The organism is Streptomyces sp. NPDC025638 (genome assembly GCF_055558775.1).
In genome coordinates this window covers 814,936-837,130 of sequence record NZ_JBVHLX010000002.1, presented here as the reverse complement: position 1 = coordinate 837,130, position 22,195 = coordinate 814,936, and the positions used below count along the sequence as shown (strand labels likewise).

Below are 22,195 nucleotides of genomic sequence, written 5' to 3'. Positions count from 1 at the left end.
GGCTGTCCAGCTCAGCGGGGGAACTTCACTCCTCCATCGCAACCAGCGCCTGGGCTGCGGCAGGAGGGCTGGCCAGCCTCTACCTGAGCCGCTTGACGAGTGGAGACACGACCTCGTAGAAGCCCTTGAGGTCATCGACGATCCTCTCGACCGCGGCCACCGTCCGACGGAGTTCTTGGGCCATCTGCTCGGCATTGTCGGCGATGGCTCGGGCGCCTGCGACGGGGGCGATCGTGACCTGACGGTTCACGTGCAACTTCCTCTCTCCTGCGGGCGTGACTGCGTCGGACTCGCGGATCGAGAAGACGCACCATGGTAGATTTCACGAGTTCCTGGTGTTGTGAAACTCAGACTACACGGTCCACGAGGAGTCGGTGAAGTGAAAGCAGGATCCAGTTCAGCGGTGGCCTTCGGTCGCGTGTTGCAGGCAGCGCGCAAACGCTGGTCGAAGACTCAAGCCGATGTTGCCAACTTCTTCGATCCCAAGCTCTCCGTGGCCGCTGTCTCGATGGCCGAAAGCGGCAGCCGTCCGCCCAAAACCGAGGCGATGGTCCGTGGCTACGCCGCCGCCCTGGAGCTCGACGAGGATGCTCTGCTTCAGCTCTGGTGGGCGATGCAGGGGATGATCGGAATCGACATCTGGGCCGAAGACCTGCCGGTCCCCCAATGGTGGCGCGAATTCGAGGCGAGTCCTCAGGCAGAGATCGACTATCACCAAGCCCGTCGCGACGCCAGTAGCGCCTGGACCCCTAACGCGGACTTCTACGAGCCCTCACTGGAGCTGTTCGCCCTCGCCGAGGCGATCTGCACGATCCTGATGCGCCTGCTGGGCGACTCTTGGAAGGTTGGCTACAAACACGAGATCGGCCTCCGCGACCCTGGCGACGTGCGCCTCGCAGCGGTCATCATCGAACTGCGGGCAAAAGTTCCAGACGATGACGAGTCGAACAAGCCTTTCGAGTTGATGGCCACGTTCGCATGCCCGGAACCCGTGGCTCGACCCGTTCCGCCCGAGCCGACGGCGAGGACCAACACTGAGGCCATGTCGCCCGACGTCGCATGGATCCTGTCTTCGGTCGAGGCGATGCCTGCTCGCGAGCGAGCAGCGGTCGCGGGATTCATCCATGGGCTGCGAGAGGGAGCAAGCCTCTTCTCCGAGGAGGTCTCTTCAACGCCTACGTCGCAGACACCTGCCAGCAGGGGCCAGCGAACGCGGCACCGGACATGACGCTGGCCGAGGTTTCCCGTGGCCCAGCTGGTGGAGGCGCCGCGGCAGAGTGGGGCGCACGATCAGGCCGCCGCCCTGGCGGAGCGGCGTGCTGCCGCCCACTCCACCCTCGACGACCCGCGCTCCCTGGCCCAACTGCTGGAGGCCGGAGCGCAAGCAGGCCGTCGCCCGCGCCCCACCAGCGCCCGGAAGCGGGCTGGCAGCGAGCCGCCTGCGCCACCGCACGCCGCCATCCAGCGGACCGTGCCCTCCGCCGACGCGACATCCGAACCACCCACCACCAGCGACCCACCGCCCAGGTCGCCACGCACCAGATGGCTTCGGTCTGATCCCCAAACCGCCGCGCCCTGCCCAAACAGGGGCTGTCTCAACGACCAGCCGAAGAGCGCCCCGTGCCCCGCCTCGCCTTGTCCGCTCTTCCTCCTTGGACCCGCCATGCCCACACCGCGTACCAGCGCGCCCTCGACCACCACCGGCTCGGACGCACTCCTCTACAACTGCTCGGCGTCCCTGGTGTCCTCGGCGCCGGCATCGCCTTCGGCTCCCTCGCCTGGCTGACCGGCAGCCTCGCCAACGCTCTCGTCGGCAGCGGCCCCTGGGCGCCGGCTTCCTTCAGGCCTGCTGGGCCTTCTACCTAACCGTGCTGCATGCACGGCAGGCCAGCTGCGACGTCATGGGTGCTGTGGTCCCCCTTCCTCGACGCGCATCTGCGCCAGCAGGAGAACCAGTTCGCCTCTGCGCTCGATTCGCTGGCTGAGACACTCTCATACATCTCCCCTGATGCGCTCCGTGATCGCGTCAGCCATGCCGTAAGCACGGCCGTGGGATCGGCGTAACCCGGGAGCATTCCGAGCACTCCCACCCCTGACGGCCCTACTACAGCCACGAGCACAGGCATTCGGCGATCGGCCTGCACCCCGGCCAGCGTGCACAACGGCACCGCCGACCTCGCCCGCCAGCAGCGAGCGCTCACCCTCGCCCAGGCGTACGCGGCGCATCCCGAACACTTTGGCCGCGGCCCGCGACCCCGGCAACGGCCCATGGCCGTGTGGATCAACGAACCCCGACCTGAGACAGAACCCCAGAAACAGACCCTATAGCCGCAGACTGCCTCAATTGACTTGACAGCTCCAGGCGTGATCACCGAAGTGGTCCTCGCCCCGGCATCTGCACCCACACGAACGCGACATGACAGCCCATCACAGGTCGATCTCACTCAACCCGCGACCTCGCAAAGTCCGTGCGCTCCGACTAGCCTTCCGAAGGTGTAGGAGACGCGGATCAGCAAGCGACAGGGGGGTACGTGGGGTTCTGGCACACCGGCTACATGGAGTTCCATGAGCCGACCGGATTCGAATCGGCCGGACCGCCAACCCCGCCAAAGCCGCCTCGGTTTCCCTGCGCTGAGTGTGGACTCGTCTTCTCGTCCGAGCGCGCCCGCCGAGCACACCGCTTCGACGGTCATGCGACCAAGCGGCCGATCCTCCTCTTCAGGGGACGAGAGTGCGGGCGCACGCGCTTGATGGTCACGAGCTCCAGCAGCTCCGCCGATTGGGTGACATCGGATGTCGAATCCATCACCGTCAACGGCCGCGAAACCTCCACATCTGAGGCCGCCGGCTTCCTCGCGTCAGTGAAGGTCGGCGTCCAGACAGTGGCTGTTTCCAATGGCCCGCTGGAGCGGACGTTTGAGTTCGATTTCTGCCTTGCCGAGGAAGAGGACCTCTGCCTCGTCGACCAGGCCTTGGAGAAGCTCATCTCCAGCCGCGAGTTGAGTCTCAACGCAATCGACACCTTCATCATGCGTGCCGGCCGAGGGGTGACGGCCCGCCGTTACCGCGAAGGTCTGGCGGCATACCTGTACGGCGTACTCGCGCGTGAAGCGGTCGAGGACCTCGGCCGGGTAGATGCGTCGGGTGCGCCGATCTACGAGCAGCGGTACAACAGTGCGGTCTCTCTGCTGTCGACCTTCGACCGCCCCGCAGCGGAGGCGATCTGCGGGTTGGTCGCGTTGCACTACAACCAGTTCGAACTTGCGGTGCGCAAGACCAACAGCCACCGTGTCTCCGATGTCGCGGCGCGGTTCCGGTCCCTCCTCGCAGGCGGCGCATTCGTCACGACAAGCCTGGCCGACCGGTCGCACGGAAGCTTCGATCGGGCCTTGAGCGACTCCGTTACCGAGGACCTCCTGGACCTCGGTGCAACGGCTTTGGACGGGACACAGTCATCCATGGTCACCCAGCTGCTGCCCTCGCTGGGCGAGCTCCGGCCCCAGGACCAATTCAAGGTCCGACTCATCGCGGCTGAGGCGCTGCTCGCTGTGGGAGACATCGATGGTGCATCACGACACGGCGAGGCGCTCAGGCACTCCAAGGAGACCGGCGCCTGGTACGCAGGATTTCGGACCCGATTGCAAGAGGTAGGACGTTGAGCAACGAGACCATTCCAGAGCCCGGCGCGGAGTCGGGGCCGAGTGACCCCGCATCGGCTACCGCTACCGGCGATGGCACCGCCTCGGCCGCACCTACTGACAATGCGCCAGCGGCACCCGCTGCGGAGAAGGGGACACAGCCGGCCAAGTCCAAGACGAAACCGAAGCCGATCATTACCTCGATCGAGGAGTTGCTGACGTTCGCCTACGAGTCGAACGCTCGACTGCTTGAGTTCTCGAAGGAGGACCTCAAGAAGCTGGCGATTACCGATGAGGGCATCGCGTCACAGAGCGCGCTGGTCGAGTCTCTCGCGCCGACAGACCCAACGTTGTCGACCCCGTTCAAGCTGCTTCAGTACGCGGCGCGCCAAGGGGTCCCGCTCAAGCGCGCCGAGGACGGTGGCCTCGCGCCGGCGTTGAACCGGCTCGTTGACCTCGCGGTAGTCGCACTGGGCCACAGCCCGGCGTTCCGCGTCTGGGTGGACCAGCTGGTCGATCCCCGCAAGGATCCGCAGCTCCCGACCGAACACGTGCGTGCCGAGGCCCGGAGGGTCGCCGACGAGCTTGGACCGGCCCCGAAGCAGTTCAAAGCCGCAGACAGTGAGCGCCTCGTCAGGAATGCCGTCGCGTGCTACGGACTCCTCCGCACGCTCCAACGTGAGTGGACCCTGGATCAGTTCATCGATGCGTCGTACGACGCTCTCTGGAAGTACGAGGCCCCGGAGGCAATAGGACTTGAGCGAGCCGCCAGCCAGGTCGGGGCAAGCAGCGATCACAAGGTACTTGGGATTGTCGGCGCGAACTACCTGGCCCGGATCGACCGCATGGAACGGCAGGTCACACAACTGGAGAGTGAGGCTGCCGCTGCTCGGAATCGCGAGACTCGGCTCCGCAATGAGCTTTCGACCGTCAAAGAGCGTGAGCAATCTGCGACGGCTCGCGCCGACGCGTTCTCTGCCGACGTGGTGCGACTGCAGAAGGAGCTCGCGGCTGAGCGCGATAACAGAGTGGTCGACAAGAGCCATATGGCGGACGACTACGAAACGCTGCGAACGCGCATCATCCGGCGTCTCGGGGGTGAGATCGATCTGCTTACCGATGGTCTGCACGCACTCCGGAACGGTGCGCCCGACGTCGCGGAGGAGTTCCTCGACCGTTCTCTGCTTGCCCTCACGCGTGAGGTCAAGCAGCTGAAGGACGCGTCTGGAGGCTTCGCGTGATCGTCGGGTTCGACTTCGGAACGACCAACAGCCTTGTTTCGGTGGTAGTTGGTGACCGCGTGATCGACGTGATGGACGTCGAGACTGGCCGGCCACATCCCTCGATCGTCCGGTACGAGGGCGAGCAGGTAGTCGTCGGTCGCGAGGCCAAGGACGCGTTGGGTGCCGCGGGCATTGGGGTGCACGGCAACACGGTGAAATCGCCGAAGTTCCTCCTCGGCGAGGAGGTAATCGCCGTCGGAGGCGTCGACCGGAGCCCGGTGGACATCGTTGCGGACGTCGTGCGGCACGTCCGGTCGGAGTCCCTGCGCAGTCCGCAACGGAAGGTGCTCGGCGGCCTCGACAACGCTGTGGTCACGATCCCCGTGACCATGAATGGGCACCGACGCGCGGCGCTGCGAGAGGCGTTCGCCGGGGCCGGGATGGGTGTAGCCCAGTTCGTCCACGAGCCGCTCGCCGCGCTGTATGGGTTCATCCGGGGAGCAGACGACCCAGAAGAGATGGCGCGGCGGCTTGCACGACGAAACGTCCTGGTTGTCGACTGGGGCGGCGGAACGCTGGACCTGACTCTCTGTCGAGTCGACGAAGAACAGGTTCGACAACTTCGCAACGGTGGCTCGGCCCAGGTCGGCGGCGACGAGTTCGACAAGGTAATTCGCGACGAGGTCGTGAAACGCGTTCGGGCTCGCGGAAGTGCCACTGACGACGACCTTGCGATCCCTGAGGCTGAACTCCGGCTCCTCCAGGACGCGGAGCGCAACAAGATCGAGCTCTCGGCTGACCGCGCCAACGTGACGTTCTACCGGCCAAGTTACTTCCGATCAGGTGCCACTTTGCAGTACCAGCTCACGCGTCAGGAACTGGAGGAGATCACGCGGCCGCTCGTGACGGCAGGCATTGATGAGATCGAGTCGCTGCTCGGCAGCTTGTCGATGGCGCCCGGGCAGGTCTCGCTGGTCGTAGTGGTCGGTGGCATGGCGGCCATGCCCGCGATTCGGAGCCGACTGCACGAGTTGTTCGGTCCGGACCGAGTTGAGGTGCCGACGAACAGTGCCACGTTGATTTCACAAGGAGCTGCGTGGATCGCGCATGACAAGCAGCGGCTCCGGCTGGCAAAGCCCATCGAACTCGAGCTCGCCCGTGGGTCGTTGATGCCACTCCTCGCTGCGGGCACTGAAATGCCTCTCGGTGGAGACGTCAAGCACGAAACCCTCCACCTGTACTGCGCGGATCCGACGGACGGGAAGGCGAAATTTCCGATCGCTACTCCGACCGCGTTGTCATCACACCCGCAGGCGAGCGAGCGGCGAACGTCGCTGGGAATGATCACACTCGGCGTCGACGAGACCGCGCCGCCACTGCACGAGCGCCTCGAGCTGAAGGTCGTTCTCGACGACGACTTGGTGTTGTCGGTCGAGGCGTCATCAAGCCAGAAGCACGATCGAGTCACGGCGTCGTACTACGACCTGGAGTTCGGTCTTGGCCTCCCGGCTTCGGCTATGCCCGGAGGTGCAGCCGCGGACCCAAAAGCACCTGAGGAGTCCATAGTCATGCCACAGGCGGGACTGGTCGTCCGTGCGAATGTGGCGAGGGACAAGGACCAGGCGACCGTTCCCGGCGAAGTGCTGTATCGGCACAATTCAAGGGCCTTCACCCGGCACGTGCGCGACGGTGCGACAGAAGCCCAGTTGCGGGAATACCTGTACTACAAGCCGTGCGCCGCCTGCAAGCGCCAGTGGGGGCACCCGGAGTGTCGATGCGGAACGGCGTGACATGGCGAGCGCCAAGGCACTCGTGCGAGTGCTTGACCACGGAACGGAAGTCGAGTCTGGAGTCCGCCGTCCGATTCGTCTGACTCCCGATGGGTACGCGGGCGTCGCGTATGCGGGCTCCGTCTACCCACTCCGGCAGGGCGATCTCATCGACTTGGACGGAACGAGCTGGGAACTCGCGGACTGCGATCGTTTCCTGTTTACCGGAGCAGAGGTTCCGTACGCTCCCATTGCCGGTGAACCGCTGGAGAAGGCCAGCGGTTTCGACGTCGAGTGGCACCTCGAAACCAACCAGTACGGGCATAACGTCGTCTTCAACGCGTCGGAGCGCATTGCCAGCAGCTTGGTGTCAGCGCTTGAGGACGCGGGTCTTAGCATCCAGCGCTGGGACGTCAGCCATCGTCCAGCAGATGACGGCAACTTCTACGACTGGTTCGCGCGCCTTCGGTTCAAGGGCAGCCAGGTCGAAGCACTTGCGCTCGTCGGGGATGTCATCGCACCGCCGTCGTCTCTCGCGCCGACGGTGCCAGTCACGAATCCGACCACAGCTCGCCTTGCTGAGGCCGAGGCTCGGATCGAGGAGCTGCTTAACCAACTGTATGTCGCGACACGCAAGGGCGAGGCGGCTGAACGTGAGGTCGCGCAGCTCCGTCACGATCTTGCGAAAGCGGAAGCGAGCGAGCATCGATACCGAGAATCCGTTGCCCTCGCAGAACGCCGTCATTCAGATCTGCAAGAGCAACTCGCTGTGCTCCGACAAGGCCTGGGAGGCATGGCTGACACGGCGGAACTGGTGAAGAACCTCGCTGACGCCGAGGAACTTCGAGAACTCGCTCTTGCCGAGAACTCCTTGCTGCTGGAGCGTGTGCGAGCGGCCGACTCGGAAACGGCAGAAAGCGGAGCACGCGCTGACAACTTGGCGGTGCAGGTAGACGCACTCCTTGGGAGTGTGTCGGAACTTGAGGGCCTAGAGACGGAACGACTTCGCGCCGCGACCGCGCAACGGCCTCGACGCGGGGGTGTCATTGAGTTCCTGCCTCGGGCGTTCAGCCGCCTCGAGTTCGTTCTCGATGCAGTCGATGTGATCGCCAACCTCGACTCGCCAGCGTCCACGATGAAAGCACTTGCTGAAATCGACTCTGGGCGCCCTGTCGGGAAGGATCTTTCGGGAATTCGTGGCTGGTTTGAGGTGACGGAATTGGCGACGGGCATCGCGGGAAGCGAGCGACTTGGCCGCATCTACTACAAGCCGGACGGCCAAAGAGTGCTTGTCAGTGTGCACACCGAACAGGACGAAAAACAACAGAGACATCACATCGAGAGGCTGCGAGCCTTCTGACCCCGGTTACCGGCGCCTGAGGCATGCCTCGATGTCGGAGCGTTCGAGGCGCAGTTCCTTGGCGTCGGGCCTGGCGGTCCAGGGCCCCAGATCGGTGACAATAGGCGGCGCACTCCGGAGTAGGACCAGTGCCGTCCCGATGGTGCCGCACCAACTCGGCCAGACCTCACGTGTTCTGGGAACTCGCAGCTGCCCTGGTGTGGAGAGCACGGGGGAGTCCGTTGATGCGCTGTCTGTCGGCGCTGCCCCACGGGGTTGGTACATCGGGCGCCTGTGGGGTTGGTACATCGGGCGCTCTGCGCCAGCGCCACACTTAACCGGGGCGTTGCCGAAAGTCCAGTCGTGGACGGCTTTGAGGGTGGATCGGGCGTGTCCCGGCACCTTCCATAATCCAGTCGACCGTACTGGCCTCTCGTCCGAAATCAGCACCTACCCTGAAGCAGGATCAGGTAGTTTCTGCCGATGCAACGCTCCGGCAACCGACAAGGGGTGGCAAGTGACAGCGGATGTCCGTGGGCCGGCATGGGCACTCGAGGGATTGGGCGTGCGATCCGGGCGCTATCCCCTGGCGGTGGAGGGCCCGGTGATGCGGGCGGTGGACCGGTTGGTTCCCGGAGTGTCCACGGTGACCCGCTACATCCGTTACCACTCGCTGTATGCGGCGATCGCGGCGCACGCGGAACGGAACGCGTGGGACATCACCGCGTGCCGCCGGGCTGTCCGCCGCAGCGAGGTCCTGCTGGCGGCGCTCCAGCACCACACGGAGACAGATCCGGCGTGGCTTGCCCACGGGGTCGATCGGGTGTGGCGTTTCTACACAGAGGAACTGGAACTCGCGCGAGCCGCCGACGAGGAGCAGCCGAGCCAGTCGTACTCACCCCGCCGCTGGGGCTTTTGGGACCAGTACGGCGGACCCGCCACGGTGCTCGGCACCGTGGACGTCCGGGACGGAGTGCTCAGACCCGGCCGGCACCCGTGCCCTCCCGCGGTCAAGGAGCTCTTCGCACCTCTGCTGTCTCTCGCGGAGCGGGACGTCGTGTCCTTCGCCGACCTGGAGACAGCGGGGCAGGCGGCTCTTGGTGTCCCGTGTCCGGCCGAGCGGGAATGGCTGACGGACGTGCTGACCGCAACTCGCGGTGGAGGAACCCACGCGCAGGGGGACTGGGAGGCGTCCGACCGCACTCGGCGTGCGACCCTCCGTATCCTCGGCCGGGCGATCGATCTCCACGGTCATGAGGGCGACGGGTTTCAGGAGACGCTGCGCTCCGCGGTGGCCTTCGGTGGCGAGGCGACAACAGATCCCGTTCTGGCGGCGATTACCGAGACGGCCGGTTGGCGGGGAGTGCTGCTGCGCCATTACTCCGTCGGCGCCTGGCGTCGGCTGTGGGCGGCACTGGTGGCCGGTGTCGGCTCCAAGGACGGCGAGGCCGACCGGTCGGCCGAGGAACTGCGCGACTGGCTGGCGCAACAGGCCCCGGATGCGAATGTGCGGCGGGTCCTGGGCGACCTGCCTCCGCTCAAGAACGCGGCAGGTCAGTTGTTGCCTGTCGAACGGCAGCTCCTGGCGCAGGGTGCCGATGCCCCGATGACCAATGTGCTGCTCCTGATGGTGGGTGCGCTGCGCTCCCGAGAGGGTCATCTGCCAGACGACGTACGGGCCGTCTTCCTGGGCCGTCAGCGGCGCTGGGCCGAGTTCCTCGACCCGACGTGGGTCGACGGCCTCATCGACGACTACGCCGACCGGCCGGTCCGCGACCTGGCCGCCCGGCTGGTGGACGACATGCTCGCCCAGTCCCGCAGAGTCGCCCTCGCGAAGCTGCGCACCGACCCTGCGACCGGCGGGCTGAAGATCTTCTCCCGTCTGCACCTTCGCAACGAGCGTTATTTCAAGACCGGTGACGAAGGAGACTCCGATATCGGCACCCGCATCCCCCAACTGGGCTCCTTGGCGGCGCAGCTGGGGCTTTTCGCCGTCCGCGACAACTGCCACACCGTCACCGCGGAGGGACGGCGAATCCTGGAGACAAATCCATGAGCGCGGCACACCACACCCGGTTCGCATCCCCCGTCACGCTGCTGAGAGAGTGGAGCGAACGCAGCGATCAGCAGGCGCTGCACGAAGCACTCTTCCTCGGTTTCACAGTTGATCTTCCCTTCCTGGAGAAGGTCGCCATACCCGTCGCCCGTGGCCTGGGTGCCCGCACCGCGGTGATCGGTGATGCGACCCAAGGGCTGTACGACCCAGTCGATGTGCGCATGGCCGGCCGCAGTTATCTGCACGGCCTGGCCTCCTGCCGGCGTGCGTTCCACCCCAAGGTCGTCCTTCTGATCGGAGAACACGCCTGCCGACTCGCAGTGGGTTCGGGGAACCCGACGCTGTCCGGCTGGGGTGCCAACGACGAACTGTGGACGGTGGTGGAAACCGAGGACGACGACTCCCACGCGCTCCTGGCCGACCTCGCCGACTGGCTGGAGGCACTGCCCTCCGCCGTGGAACTGGCCCCTTGGTCGGCGAGTCATCTGGCGGAACTGGCTGCCCTTCTGACCGAGCGGCATGTCAACGCCCCGGCCGGACCGGAAACCGGTGCCAGGCTTCTGCACAACCTCCAGGAGAGTCTGCTGGACCAACTGCCGCTCGGTCCTGTCGACGAACTGCACGCGTACGCCCCGTTCGTCGACGAGGCCGGTCATGCCCTCAGCGGGCTGCTCGGCCGTCTGACACCCCGCCGCACCATCCTCGGGCTCCAGCCTCGCTGGTCGAGCTACGACGCCGGAGCGATCAAGAGGGCACTCGGCGGCTTCGACGCGCAGATCCGTTTCCTCGAGGAGACTCGGATGCGGCACGGCAAATTCGTCGAGTGGCAGGCCGGCGGCCGCCGATTCGCTCTCACCGGGAGCCCGAATCTGACCCGTGCCGCGCTGTGCACCAGCACCCGGGACGGCGGCAACTGCGAGCTCGCTGTAATCGCCGCCGACACTGCGCCGCTGCTTCCCGAACAGGGGCGCATCACCTCACTCGCGAGCCTGACGGGCCGCACCATCCGGCCCTTCGAGTCCACCGGTCACACGCTCGTCCTTCTGGGCGCGAAGACGGACAGCGAAGGTCTGCACGTCTCTCTGGCGCACCCCCAGCTCCTGCCCGTGGTGATCAGCACGTCTCCGGACGGTTCACCGGGTTCCTGGACACGGACCGGAACCATTCCGGCGGGGGCGGCGGCCTGCTCCTTCCCGCTGCCCGAGGTTCCTGGTGCGGCGGTTCGCGCCACGTGCGCCCGTCCTGACGGCACCACCGCCGAATCCGCCGTCGTCTTTGTGTACAGCCCCGTGCACTGCGCACGGCGTCACAGCGCCGACAGCGGTCCCCGCCTGAGATACGACTACACGGCGCAGACCCTGTTCGCCGACGAGCGTGCCGCACGCCGTTTCGAAACCGATCTGCTGCGCCTGCGCGAACTCACCGCCGGAACGTCCGCTCCCCGGGTGAGCCCGGCGGGAGACACGACAACGGGCTCGGTGACATCGAGCGGCGTCGACCGCTGGGACGCCTACCTCGCCGACTGCCGCCGGATGATCGGGGCGCCGTTGACGGATCTGGCGTTCGGCACCTCGCCGCTCGACCTGCCGCAGGCACCCTCGTCGCGGTGGATCGTGTCGGCGGTCACCCTTGGCGTGCGGGAGGAGGACGACGAGGAGCACGAGGACGAGACGGAGGAGGTGGACCTCCCCACCACGAGCGAGCCGCCCGCCCCGTACGTCGCGCCAGAGCAGCGTGCCCGTTGTCGCGCCTGGGCCCAGCGCTGGGTCGCGGCGCTCACGGGCCCTGACGGTTCAGCCGCAGCACCGGTTCCGGTCCGGCTGCTCGTGGCCAACCTGTACGTCCAGCTCCTGGCCGCCGGAGTCTGGGACGAGCAGGACCAGAGCTGGCGCGACGGACTCAGCCGCCTCCTCGAAGCACTCCGTTCCGAAGACCTGGCGGGCGAGGCGGACCACGATGCTCCGCCCGATACCCGGCGACGGCTGGACGCGGTGGCGGCCGTGGTGATGACACTGCTCGTCCAGGACGCCACCTTCACCGGCGGCGGCGAGCACGACGTACTCGCGGCCCGCGCCTGGCATGGCGGCAAGGCGATGATCGCGCGTGCCGAGCCCGCCGAGGCGGAGGACCTGATGATCCCGCCGGAGCGGGCGCTCGCCCGCGTCGCGCCCTGGAGCGAGGTGGACAGACTCATCGCTCTGGCGCAGGAAGACGACCCCTACGCGGAGGCGATCGAGGGGCTCACCGCGGCCGGTTGGTCGGTCGCGTGCGAGGACGGGCTCTGGGAGATCACGGGCTCCTTCGGCAATCCGCTTCCGGTCGTGGCCAAGGCGGCCGAACGACTCGGGCGGCACCACGCCGACGGCGTGCTCGTGCGAGCCCGCAGCAAAAACCGCTGGGCCTTCATGGCATGGGCGGACCCCTACCTGGTCCTGCTGAATCCCCCGGCACGCGTCTGGTTCACCTACCAGGTACGCCCCCCTGCCACACCGGAATCACGGTTCAGCGGCGGCGACCTTTCCGCGGTACCCGGCCGCGTCGGTTCCCCGGCCCCGCTGCAGAAGGGCCCGCCGGAAGCTCTCAGGAAGATTCTCGCCGAAGCAGGTCTCACCTACCCGGAGTTGGTCAGTCGCCTGTTCACACTCGACACGTGACGGGGAAGGAAAGCGATCAGTGCCGTGACGCCACCGGCGACGGACCGTCGAGCGGCTGATTTCCCTCGATTGACCTCGTCTCACCGTCACGCCGCTGCTCAAGGCGGGCAGGCGCGATGATGGTGGGAGCCTGTCCGGGAGGCAGGGAGCTGTCCGCTCCGAGCACTTGGCAGCGCGCCAGTCCGTGCCGGTACCACAGCGCGGCCGTCCACGCACAGAGCAGCGCGTCGATGAGGTCCTCCCGATGCTTGTAGTCAGCTTCCTTCTGAGGTGAGGGCTCGGAGAGCAGTTGACGGGAGACCGGGTGAGAGGAGAGCAGGAGGGGCGGATCGGCGGTGGCCAGACCCGCCATGTGCCCGATCAGTCTGTCGCACTCCGCCGCCCGTACCGCTCGCCACTGTGCCGTCGGAACTCGTGCCGGTCGGCGCTTGTACGTGGGGCGTTCCTGGTCGTAGCCCAGCTCGGTGGCTCCGACCAGGGTCGTGTACGGATAGCACTCGGAGAAGACCAGACCGCCGGTCGGCGGCCCGCCCCTGCCGTCGTCGTAGGACCAGCCCGACTCCTCCAGCCGTTCCCGCAGCAGCACTCCGGCCTGTCGGGGAGAGCTCTGGTTGGTACTGTTCGCGCTCACCTTCCAACGGCCGTACCGTCGGCCGACCTCCCGCTCGCACGGCCGCTGGCCAGCCGGGTTGGCGACGACCAGCGGTGCGTCGACGAAATGCCAGGGTCGATCCGTCGACGGCTGTCCTGGCCAGCCATGACATCGTCTCGTCGAGGCCGCGGGTCCAGCCGCATTCGACCACGACGCCGTGCTCGTCGATGGCGGCCACGCCTGTTTCATTGGGCTTGGTGCGGGCTCCGCTCTGCGCCCAGGCGAGGTCGATGCCTATGAACGGTTCGATCCGCATGCGTTCGTAGTACCAGAGAACCGGAACCGGCCACCGGTGAGGCGCGGTACTCCTCAGCCAGCGCCCCCATGGTGTGGTGATCGAGGAGATCTCTCACCGGTGCCCGACGTCGCCTCGGGCGGGCCGCCTGCGGACTTATGGAAGTCCGGGCCGAAGTAGGCCTTTTCCAGACGGAGTTGATACGGCAGTCGTTCGAGGATGCCACCTGAGACTCTATGCTGCACAGGCATATGCAGAGTCAACAGGGGGCCTTGGGCGGCGGCGTCCGTGCCGTCGGCAAAACCGGAGGGGAACGGTGGTGTCACACTCCGCGCCGAACGAGGGCGGGGTAAACGGGGGAACGGCCGAGAGGCCATCCGCTGCGTTCGAGCGGGCCGTTGCCGCCTACGCCCACGGAAACTTCGCGCTTGCCGTCAGCCATCTGCGGCTGTTGGAACGCGATGCCGACACCGGCCACGCGGTGATCGACGCCCGCCACGCTGCCTTGCGCGGGGCACTCGCGGCTCGCGCCGGCAACTGGACGGAGTGCTGTGACTGGTACATCCGGTCGCTGGTTCCTTCAGGAGCCGTCGGTGCCCGTTCGCCCGAGTCGACCGAGCCCTGCCACAACGATGACTGCACCTCACCTGCCGACAACCGTTGTGGTCAGTGCTCCCGCTGGTTCTGCGCGGCGCACGGCGCCGAAAGCATGGACGAGGTCTCCCGCTGCGGCCCGTGCCTTTGCGTCGGAAGACGGCCCGGGTGAACGAGGCTCCGTCGAGCCGGGTCTCCAGCTCACCATCGCCGTGCACCTGGACAGGGACCGCTCGATCCAGTTCGTGTCCGGGGCTGCGCTCGTTCAGGAGTTCCTGCAAGGCGTTGCACCGTCCCCGATCTTCGCTGATGACTCCGAAACTCTCACGCTGCTACGCGATCCCGTGATCCGTACCGCATTGCTGAATACGGGTTGAGCCAAGCATTCCCGGAGCTCCGTGCCTGCCCCAGTTCCTGGCAACGTGCGCCAGCTAGGCCCCCTGTGCACGGGATCCCGAAGCAGTCTCGTACAGTCGACGCATCCGATCCGTGGCCGCAGCCCTTGCCACCGGCCCCCTACTCGTGCACGAATCGTGAGAGGGCCTGCTCACCGAGTTCCCCGACTACTCTTTGGACCCCAAGGCGACCGCGCGCGGCGAAGACGCCCCGATCAAGGTCGACACCACTCCGCCGACGCATTGCGCTACGCCGTGACCTCCACAGCGCACGAGTGGCGCCACCTGTTCACCACATCCACCGGTGCCGGGGAACCGGGATAGTCCGCCCTGTCCGGGCCCTCCACAAGAGCACGGAGCAGTAGACCCAGCCGAACAGGGAGATCAGTCCCCACAAAATGCCCAGGGCTCCAACGAGCCCAGCTGAGGGGAACGCGCGCAGATACCCCAGCGCCACGGCCAGGCTCTCCACCAACAGCAACCACAGGTTCCAACGTCGCTTCCTGTGGATGACCCGGACGTAGTCTTCAAACCTGCGCTGCTCTGCTGCCTCTTTGGCGTCCTCTTCATCGAGGGTACGCCGTAGGCGTTCATTCCAACGTCGTTGCGTCTCCGCTGCCTCAGGGTCCATCGGCGCAGCAGACGAGGTGAACAGCACGTCACCATGAATGGCACCGGACTGCACGACGTGGCCCCCGATATTGCCGCTCAACTCATTATGTATGGACGGCTGTTCACTCATGAGGCGGAAGATACGCACCTGATCACAAGATCGCCATTGGGGGGCGGCACATGCTGCTGTCCGCGGATCAAGCTCGACGGGTGCCGTCGTTGAAGGTCGACGACACTCCGCCGGCACGATGGTGTACGTCGTCCGCTCAGCGGCACGCAAGTAGCGCACGTGTTCATGGCGTCGAGCGGAGACAACCTCACGCTCGACTAGGAGGTGTTCCAAAGTCGAGCGAGCCCGTGACGCCGGCCTGGACGACCGGACCGTTCTGCACGCCCCCACTGATGGTGTTGTGGACGGCGGCAACCTGTTGACCACTTGAGGCGGGCGCCAATTCGAACAGCACTTGGCGTAGTTCGGACGCTGCGACCGGGTTGTCCAGCAGAGTACGTCGCAATCGAGTACGCCACTCAGCTTCGACGTCTGCAGCTGTCTGCTCGTCTCCAGATGCCATTGCCGCTGTGAGCTCTCCTCGCGAGGTCTCCAACTCTCCCTGGATGACCGCCCGCTCACGGCCATCACGACGCGAAAAGAACGAGACAATGCGGTCACGAGCTTCCGCCCAGGAGTCCGCCGCCATCTGCTGCACGAATGCAGTCGCGCCTGCAGCAGCCAGTGACATCAACTCGGCTTCCATCAAACCCCCTTCGAGCACCAGAGGAAGCCACCGTACCCTTGAAGCTGGGCTGCAGCAGCGCCGACGCGTCCCAGTACATACGCGGACTCCGCGCGCCCGTGGCGCTACCTATTGACGCCACACCCTCTACACGAGAGGCGCCTCACGCACACGACGAACCTCATCCCTGAACCTTGACAACCGATCCTGTAGATCCTGGCGGAAGCGGTCATGATTGCGTTGCCATCGACGGGGTACGTTCGCAACCCGATCCCAGGCGATCTTGGAAGACAAGAGCAGAGCAACCGATACCGCGGTCACGGAACTTGCCGCTTCGTATGCGCCCTCAGGGCCAACCAACTGCACACCACGCGTCACTGGTCTCAACTGGTCAAGGGCCGAACGGGCATCACGTAGGCGATCGCCAAGACCGACCAGCTCATAGCGGGGTCGAATTGTCTGCACGATGTCCGCAGCCATCTGCGCCGCTTCCTCCAGCTGCTCCGCTAGCGCTTCCGCGGCTTGCAGAAACAACGCGCAAGCAGATAGCCGCTCCTCCCTCAACGCCCGAGCGTGCGCGATCCGCGCCTGAGCTGCTGCATCGAACACGACGTCGCCGTGCACTGCTCCCGCCTGAACAACTGGGCCCGTGACCGCACCGCTCAGGTCGTTACTGCTCCGCTCCACCATGTACGAGAAGGTACGACAGATTGACGGCGCTTGCGGCTGACCATCCCCCGATTGTGAGGTGAACCGTGCCTCTGCCATTCCCCGGCACCCCGTAGCCACCGCCAGAGGGGGCCGACCACTACAACCGCATGCGAATCGACGAAGGGTGGCACACCGACGACCGGCGCCGCCTCGCCCGCATATACAGCCACCATGCCCCGCCACGGACTCGAATCTGCGCCCAGCGCCATTATGGCGCTTCCCTGTCCGACAACCATCCTGCGACGGGCCCCAGTCCAGCGCACACGCCCACTGGGCCCCGACACCACCGTCAGCGGCCCGCGGCATCCGGTCGGCAGCGGAATCCAGGGCGGACGCTCCACCCGAGGAGGTCCCTGGCCGACAGAGGACGACAAATCCACGGTGCAACTTCTCTATAGGGGATGTGTCAGCACCGACGAGTCACCCGACCCCGGGCAACTCCCAGAAGATCCACGTAGCCCTCCCCAAGGGGCCACCCGCCATGACCGACTCCCTCGCTGCTGCCCTCCTGCAACTCCTCCAGGCCATGATCACCGACCCCGACCAGCCACGCCCCGAGCCCGGAGACACCTGACAAGGCGGTGCCGACTGGCTCTTCTCGCCCGATCGAGGTACGAGAGACCGCCACATAACACCCGCACCGCGCTGTACGCCACAACCGCTGGGGGTCTGACCGCACGTGATCCGTTTCGCCTTCGCCGGACGCTGTTCCACCGAGGACCTTCAAGATCCCGGGGCCTCTAGAAACTGGCAGCTCACCCGCGCCCGAGCCCTCATCGAGCCCGCCGGCGGCCAGATCGTCACCGAATACTTCGACGTCGGCCACAGCCGCTCCCTGCCCTGGCAGCGCCGCCCCCGCGCCAACGAACTCCTCCAAGCACTCCGCGACCCGCACCGCGGGTTCGACGCGGTGGTGATCGGGAGCCGCAGCGCACCTTCTACGGCAACCAGTTCGGCAACACCTTCCCCATCTTCGTCCACTTCCGCATCCCGCTGTGGGTACCGGAGGTCGGCGGCCCCATCGACCCCGACAACGAAGCCCACGACCTGGTCATGTCCGTCTTCGGTGGCATGAGCAAGGGCGAACGCAACTGCATCAAGATCCGGGTGCGCACGGCCATGAGCTCCCAGGCCAAGCTCCAGGGCCGTTACCTCGGCGGCCGACCGCCCTACGGCTACCACATCGCCGACGCCGGACCCCACCCGAACCCGTCAAAGGCCGCCGCCGGCCAGCGCATTCACAAACTCGAACTGGACCCCGCCGCCGCACCCGTCGTGCAGCGGATCTTCACCATGTACGTGGACGGCATGAGCTACAGCGCCATCGCCGCCCGGCTCACCCGGGAAGGCATTCCCTGTCCCTCCGCGCACGACGCCACGCGTAATTCGCACCGCAAGAAGACCGCGTGGCAGCAGGGCGCCGTACGCGCCATCCTCATCAATCCCCGCTACACCGGCTACGAGGTCTGGAACAAGCAGCACAAGGAAGAACGGCTCCTCGACGTCGACGACGTCACCCTCGGCCATCGCACCACCATGACCCACAACCCGCCCGACGAGTGGATCCACTCCAATGAACCCGCCCGCGAAGCGATCGTCAGCGCCGGACTCTTCGACGCCGCCCGAGCGCTCCGCAGCCAGCGGGTCGGCAACCAGGGCCGACAGGAACGAGCCGGAAAGCAGGGCGCACGCCCCTACGCCCTGCGCGGGCGGGTCCGATGCAGCCTGTGCGGGCGAAAGATACAGCCCGCCACCATCCGCAACCGTGTTTACTACCGCTGCGAGTTCAAGAACCAGGAAGCCGCGCTCTACCCAGATCTCACGCACCCGCGCACCGTCAACCTGCGTGAAGACATCGTCTGCCAGGCTCTGGATCAGTGGATCGGCCGCGCCTCCGCCCTCGACCGGCTCGCCGCCACCATCGAAGCGATCAGCCATGCAAGCGCCGCAGCGATCCAGACACCCGAGCAGGCTCAAGCGCGCCAGGCGATCAAGGACTGCGAGCGACGGCTCGCCCGCTACCAAGCAGCCCTCGACGCCGGAGCCGACCCAGCCGTCGTCACCCAGTGGATCAACGAGGCGCAGAGAGACAAGGAAGCGGCGCAGAAGAAGCTCGAAGCGCTCCCCACCGTCCCCCGGAAGAAGGAATCCCCACTCGACGCTCGACAGATCCGTGAGATCACTGAGAGTCTTGGAGACATTGCACAGCGCATCCACACGGCCGACGCCGACAAGAAAGGCCCGCTCTACGAGGCCCTGGGCCTCACCATCTGCTACGAACACACAACGAGGACCGCGACCGTAAGGTCAAGGCCCACGTCACCGTATCGTCAGTGGTTGTGTCCGAGGGGGGACTTGAACCCCCACGCCCGATAAAGGGCACTAGCACCTCAAGCTAGCGCGTCTGCCATTCCGCCACCCGGACCAGGTGTCTGTCGCCTTGCCGGGGTTGTTCCCGGCGGCGACACGGACAACGATACCAAGGTTTCGGAGTGCGTTTCACCTGCATATCCGCCGGTGAGCCAGGTCACCTCGGGTGGCGGGGCGGCTACGGTGACGCCACCAGGATTCGCAGGGCACGGACGAGTGTCGCGGCCGTCTCCTCGTCGAGCGGAGCGAGGAAGCGGCGCTCCGCGATCCGGCGCGCCTCCTCGCCCTCCCGCAGGCAGTCCCGGCCCGTGGGCGTGAGCTCCACGATGTTGCGGCGGCGGTCCTGCGGGCTGCGCCGCCGCCCCACCAGGCCGCGGCCCTCCAGGGAGTCGATCAGCGACACCATCGTCGTACGGTCCACGCCCAGCCGTCCGGCCGCCTCGACCTGCGACAGCGGCTCGTCGCCGGAGAGCACCACCAGCACCGCCAGTTCATGGCCGTCCACGCCGTGCGGCGCGAGGGCCTCCGCCGACGCACGCGCCAGCCTGGCCTGGGCGTGCTTGAGGAGGTAGCCGAGCCGGGATTCCAGGGGGGTCGGCCGCTGATCACTGTCCATGCGAAGACTGTAGCGAGAACTGATCGTCAGCAGTGCTGATGATTGTGTACGCTGACGGTTATGACGACTGTGCGCTTCGGCATCAAGACCACGCCCATGCACGTGCCGTACGAGGACATCCGCCGCGTCTGGCTGGAGGCCGACGCGGTGCCGGAGATAGCGGACGCCTGGCTCTGGGACCACCTGCTGCCCGTGGCGGGGCCGAAGGACGGCCAGATCCACGAGGGATGGACACTGCTCAGCGCGCTCGCGGCCCAGACCGCGCGGCTGCGCCTCGGGCTGCTGGTGACCAGCAACCGGATCCGTCCGCCCGCCGTGCTCGGCAAGATGGCCTGCACGGTGGACGTGATCTCGGGCGGGCGGCTCGTCCTGGGCCTCGGGGTCGGCGGCACGCACCAGCCGCCGGGCGCCGGCGGGATACCCGGCGAGAATCCGGCGATCGCGGAGTACGAGGCGTACGGCCTCACCCTCGTCCCGCCCGCCGAGGGCATCGCGCGGCTCACGGAGAGCGTCGAGATCCTGAAGCTGATGTGGACGCGGGACGTCTTCGACTACACCGGCCACCACTACCGACTGAAGGGCACCCGGAACCAGCCCGGACCGGTTCAGCGTCCCGGCCCTCCGCTGCTCATCGGCGGCTGGGGCACTCGGCTGCTGCGGCTGGTCGCCGAGCACGCCGACATCTGGAACGTGCCCGGACCGCCGCACAACACCGTCGACTTCGTCGCCGAGCGCGCCCGGGTGCTGGACGCGCACTGCGCCGAGCTGGGCCGCGATCCGTCGGACATCACCCGCTCGGTCCAGGTTCTCGTCTCGTACGACGACCCGGCGGCGACCCGTGAGACGGTCGCCGCGCTCGTCGGTGCCGGGATGACCCACATCGTGCTCAGCCTGCCGCGTCCATACCCGCAAGGCGTGGCCCGCTGGCTGGCCGACGAGATCATCGCCCGGTGGCGCCCGTCCGCGACCGGCGCCACCGGGTCCGGGGTCACGGCATGAGCTGGTAGTCCGGGAAGTTTCCGGGCAGCCGCTCCCCCGCCGGGCCCTGGGTCACCGCGCGTACCAGGAGCTCGCCGCCGACGAAGGCGCCGCGCCAGGAGGCGCCGAAGCCGCCGAACAGTTCGTCGCGGTCTCCGCGGGAGCGGGGCTTGCCGTGGCCGACCTTGAACGCGCGGATCTGCGGCGCCAGCCGGTCGTAGGCGGCCCGGTCGTCGGTGGAGAGGGTGGCGACCAGAGCGCCGTTGGACGCGTTCATCGCGGCGAGCAGCTCCGCCTCCGTGTCGACCAGGACGATGGTGTCGACCGGGCCGAACGGCTCCGCGTGGTGCAGCGGGGAGGAAGGGGGCGGGCCCAGAAGCGTGACCGGCTGGACGTACGCCGAGGTGTCCTGGCCGGGCAGGAAGCGGGCGTCGGACAGGCTGCCGCGGTGCAGCGGGACGGCGCCGCGGTCGATGGCCTCGGCGACCTGGGCCTGCAGCTCCTTGGCCTTGGCCGCGTTGATCACCGGCCCGAAGTCCAGCTCGGGCGGAAGGTCGTCGGGGTGCCCGACGGCCAGCGGGTGGCCGACCTTGATCCTGCGGACCGCGGGCAGGTAGGCCGCCAGGAACTCGTCGAACAGGGTGCGCTGGACGACGAAGCGCGGGTATGCCGTGCAGCGCTGTTTGCCGTAGTCGAACAGCTTGGGGACGACGGCCGTGAGGGCGTCCCAGTCGGAGAAGTTCCAGATGCCCCAGGCGTTCAGCCCTTCCTGTTCAAGGACGTGCCGCTTGCCCAGGTCGGCGACGGCGGTGGCCACAGCGGCGCCGGTGTCGCGGCCGCCGACGAAGGAGACGCAGCCGATCTCGGGCGCGCGGACCAGCGCCTCCGAGAGCTCGCCGCCGCTGCCGCTGACGAGGGTGACCGGGATGCCCTCGCGGGCGATCAGCGCCGAGGCCAGGGTGAGACAGGCGACGCCGCCGTCGGTCGGCGTCTTGGCGATGACCGCGTTGCCCGCGAGCGCCTGCACCAGCATGGCGTGCGCGAGCACGCTCATCGGGTAGTTCCAGCTCGCGATGTTGGACACCGGCCCGTCCAGCGGGGCCCGGCCGGAGACCATCGGCTCGATGCCGTCGACGTACCAGCGCACGCCGTCGATCGCCCGGTCGACGTCGGCCTGGGCGAGCCGCCAGGGCTTGCCGATCTCCCAGACGAGCAGCAGCGCGAGCAGTTCGCGGTGCTCGGTCAGCGCGTCGAGGGCGGCCGCGACCCGGGCCCGGCGCTCCTCCAGCGGGACATGCCGCCAGGTGCGGTGCTGGTCCAGCGAGGCCCGTACGGCCTGCTGGGCGGTGGTCCGGTCCAGCCGCGGCGCGCCCGCGATCGGGCTGCCGTCGACCGGGGTGGTCGCGGGCAGCGCGCGGCCGTCCGGCTGCCAGGCGGCACCGTAGAGGTTGAGGACGCGGTCGTCCCGGAAGGCCTCGGGGGCGACGGCCAGGCAGCGCTGCCAGGCATCGCTCCAGGAGGTACCGGGCTTCAGCGTGAGGGTGGGGCGGGTGGTGGTGAGCGTGGGTGCCATTCGTCTGCTCCGCTCTCGGGGCGGCGATCGGGGCGGGGTGTGGCAA

At 67.1% G+C, this 22,195-nt stretch carries 17 protein-coding genes and 1 tRNA gene; 10 read left to right on the top strand and 8 right to left on the bottom strand.

Translation table 11 applies throughout. The features are described from left to right. Window positions 1–79: 79 nt before the first annotated feature. Window positions 80–250, bottom strand: coding sequence for a hypothetical protein (locus ACZ4EG_RS07955; protein ID WP_467789965.1), 171 nt, complete (start codon window positions 248–250; stop codon window positions 80–82). A 129-nt stretch (window positions 251–379) separates the two neighbouring features. On the opposite strand from ACZ4EG_RS07955, the gene ACZ4EG_RS07950 reads away from it, so the two are divergent. The 8 genes from ACZ4EG_RS07950 to ACZ4EG_RS07915 all read left to right on the top strand — a co-directional run bounded on the left by ACZ4EG_RS07950 (window position 380) and on the right by ACZ4EG_RS07915 (window position 12,679). Continuing rightward, window positions 380–1,228 carry a helix-turn-helix domain-containing protein gene (locus ACZ4EG_RS07950; RefSeq protein WP_467789964.1) on the top strand — a complete coding sequence of 283 codons (849 nt, stop codon included), beginning with the start codon at window positions 380–382 and terminating at the stop codon, window positions 1,226–1,228. Between the two features lie 392 nt (window positions 1,229–1,620). Further along, on the top strand, window positions 1,621–1,866 hold the full coding sequence (locus tag ACZ4EG_RS07945) for a hypothetical protein (RefSeq protein WP_467789963.1): 246 nt from the start codon (window positions 1,621–1,623) through the stop codon (window positions 1,864–1,866). A gap of 689 nt (window positions 1,867–2,555) precedes the next feature. After that, window positions 2,556–3,659: a hypothetical protein gene (locus ACZ4EG_RS07940; RefSeq protein ID WP_467789962.1), complete on the top strand. Its 1,104-nt coding sequence runs from the start codon at window positions 2,556–2,558 to the stop codon at window positions 3,657–3,659. Beyond that, complete coding sequence (locus ACZ4EG_RS07935) at window positions 3,656–4,879, top strand: hypothetical protein (RefSeq protein ID WP_467789961.1); 1,224 nt, start codon at window positions 3,656–3,658, stop codon at window positions 4,877–4,879. The genes ACZ4EG_RS07940 and ACZ4EG_RS07935 overlap by 4 nt, the downstream gene beginning before the upstream one ends. Further along, window positions 4,876–6,651 carry an Hsp70 family protein gene (locus ACZ4EG_RS07930; protein WP_467789960.1) on the top strand — a complete coding sequence of 592 codons (1,776 nt, stop codon included), beginning with the start codon at window positions 4,876–4,878 and terminating at the stop codon, window positions 6,649–6,651. The genes ACZ4EG_RS07935 and ACZ4EG_RS07930 overlap by 4 nt, the downstream gene beginning before the upstream one ends. Window position 6,652: 1 nt before the next feature. Beyond that, complete coding sequence (locus tag ACZ4EG_RS07925; RefSeq protein WP_467789959.1) at window positions 6,653–7,990, top strand: hypothetical protein; 1,338 nt, start codon at window positions 6,653–6,655, stop codon at window positions 7,988–7,990. Window positions 7,991–8,534: 544 nt separating this feature from the next. After that, window positions 8,535–10,025 carry a hypothetical protein gene (locus tag ACZ4EG_RS07920; RefSeq protein WP_467789958.1) on the top strand — a complete coding sequence of 497 codons (1,491 nt, stop codon included), beginning with the start codon at window positions 8,535–8,537 and terminating at the stop codon, window positions 10,023–10,025. Next, entirely contained in the window at window positions 10,022–12,679 is a 2,658-nt protein-coding gene (locus ACZ4EG_RS07915) for a phospholipase D-like domain-containing protein (protein ID WP_467789957.1), read from the top strand. Before ACZ4EG_RS07920 ends, ACZ4EG_RS07915 begins: the two co-directional genes overlap by 4 nt. A gap of 16 nt (window positions 12,680–12,695) precedes the next feature. Here ACZ4EG_RS07915 and ACZ4EG_RS07910 read toward each other — a convergent pair whose 3' ends face one another. From ACZ4EG_RS07910 to ACZ4EG_RS07895, 4 genes are all read right to left on the bottom strand, one after another. Further along, entirely contained in the window at window positions 12,696–13,520 is an 825-nt protein-coding gene (locus tag ACZ4EG_RS07910; RefSeq protein ID WP_467789956.1) for a DUF429 domain-containing protein, read from the bottom strand. A 1,324-nt stretch (window positions 13,521–14,844) separates the two neighbouring features. Continuing rightward, window positions 14,845–15,297, bottom strand: coding sequence for a hypothetical protein (locus ACZ4EG_RS07905; RefSeq protein WP_467789955.1), 453 nt, complete (start codon window positions 15,295–15,297; stop codon window positions 14,845–14,847). Between the two features lie 187 nt (window positions 15,298–15,484). Continuing rightward, the gene (locus ACZ4EG_RS07900; protein ID WP_467789954.1) at window positions 15,485–15,922 is read right to left on the bottom strand and encodes a hypothetical protein; all 438 of its coding nucleotides are present in this window, start codon (window positions 15,920–15,922) and stop codon (window positions 15,485–15,487) included. Between the two features lie 126 nt (window positions 15,923–16,048). Further along, on the bottom strand, window positions 16,049–16,591 hold the full coding sequence (locus tag ACZ4EG_RS07895; protein ID WP_467789953.1) for a hypothetical protein: 543 nt from the start codon (window positions 16,589–16,591) through the stop codon (window positions 16,049–16,051). 1,074 nt (window positions 16,592–17,665) lie between these two features. Between ACZ4EG_RS07895 and ACZ4EG_RS07890 the strand changes: the two genes are divergently transcribed. Beyond that, window positions 17,666–18,988: a recombinase family protein gene (locus ACZ4EG_RS07890; protein WP_467789952.1), complete on the top strand. Its 1,323-nt coding sequence runs from the start codon at window positions 17,666–17,668 to the stop codon at window positions 18,986–18,988. On the opposite strand, the gene ACZ4EG_RS07885 is transcribed toward ACZ4EG_RS07890, so the two are convergent. Both ACZ4EG_RS07885 and ACZ4EG_RS07880 read right to left on the bottom strand, forming a co-directional pair. Beyond that, window positions 18,953–19,037, bottom strand: a tRNA-Leu gene (locus ACZ4EG_RS07885). The genes ACZ4EG_RS07890 and ACZ4EG_RS07885 overlap by 36 nt on opposite strands. Window positions 19,038–19,160: 123 nt before the next feature. Continuing rightward, on the bottom strand, window positions 19,161–19,598 hold the full coding sequence (locus tag ACZ4EG_RS07880; protein ID WP_453556001.1) for a MarR family winged helix-turn-helix transcriptional regulator: 438 nt from the start codon (window positions 19,596–19,598) through the stop codon (window positions 19,161–19,163). 60 nt (window positions 19,599–19,658) lie between these two features. Between ACZ4EG_RS07880 and ACZ4EG_RS07875 the strand changes: the two genes are divergently transcribed. Further along, window positions 19,659–20,597: an LLM class flavin-dependent oxidoreductase gene (locus ACZ4EG_RS07875; RefSeq protein WP_467789951.1), complete on the top strand. Its 939-nt coding sequence runs from the start codon at window positions 19,659–19,661 to the stop codon at window positions 20,595–20,597. Here the strand turns inward: ACZ4EG_RS07875 and ACZ4EG_RS07870 are convergent. Next, complete coding sequence (locus tag ACZ4EG_RS07870) at window positions 20,587–22,149, bottom strand: aldehyde dehydrogenase family protein (protein ID WP_467789950.1); 1,563 nt, start codon at window positions 22,147–22,149, stop codon at window positions 20,587–20,589. The genes ACZ4EG_RS07875 and ACZ4EG_RS07870 overlap by 11 nt on opposite strands. Window positions 22,150–22,195 lie beyond the last annotated feature (46 nt).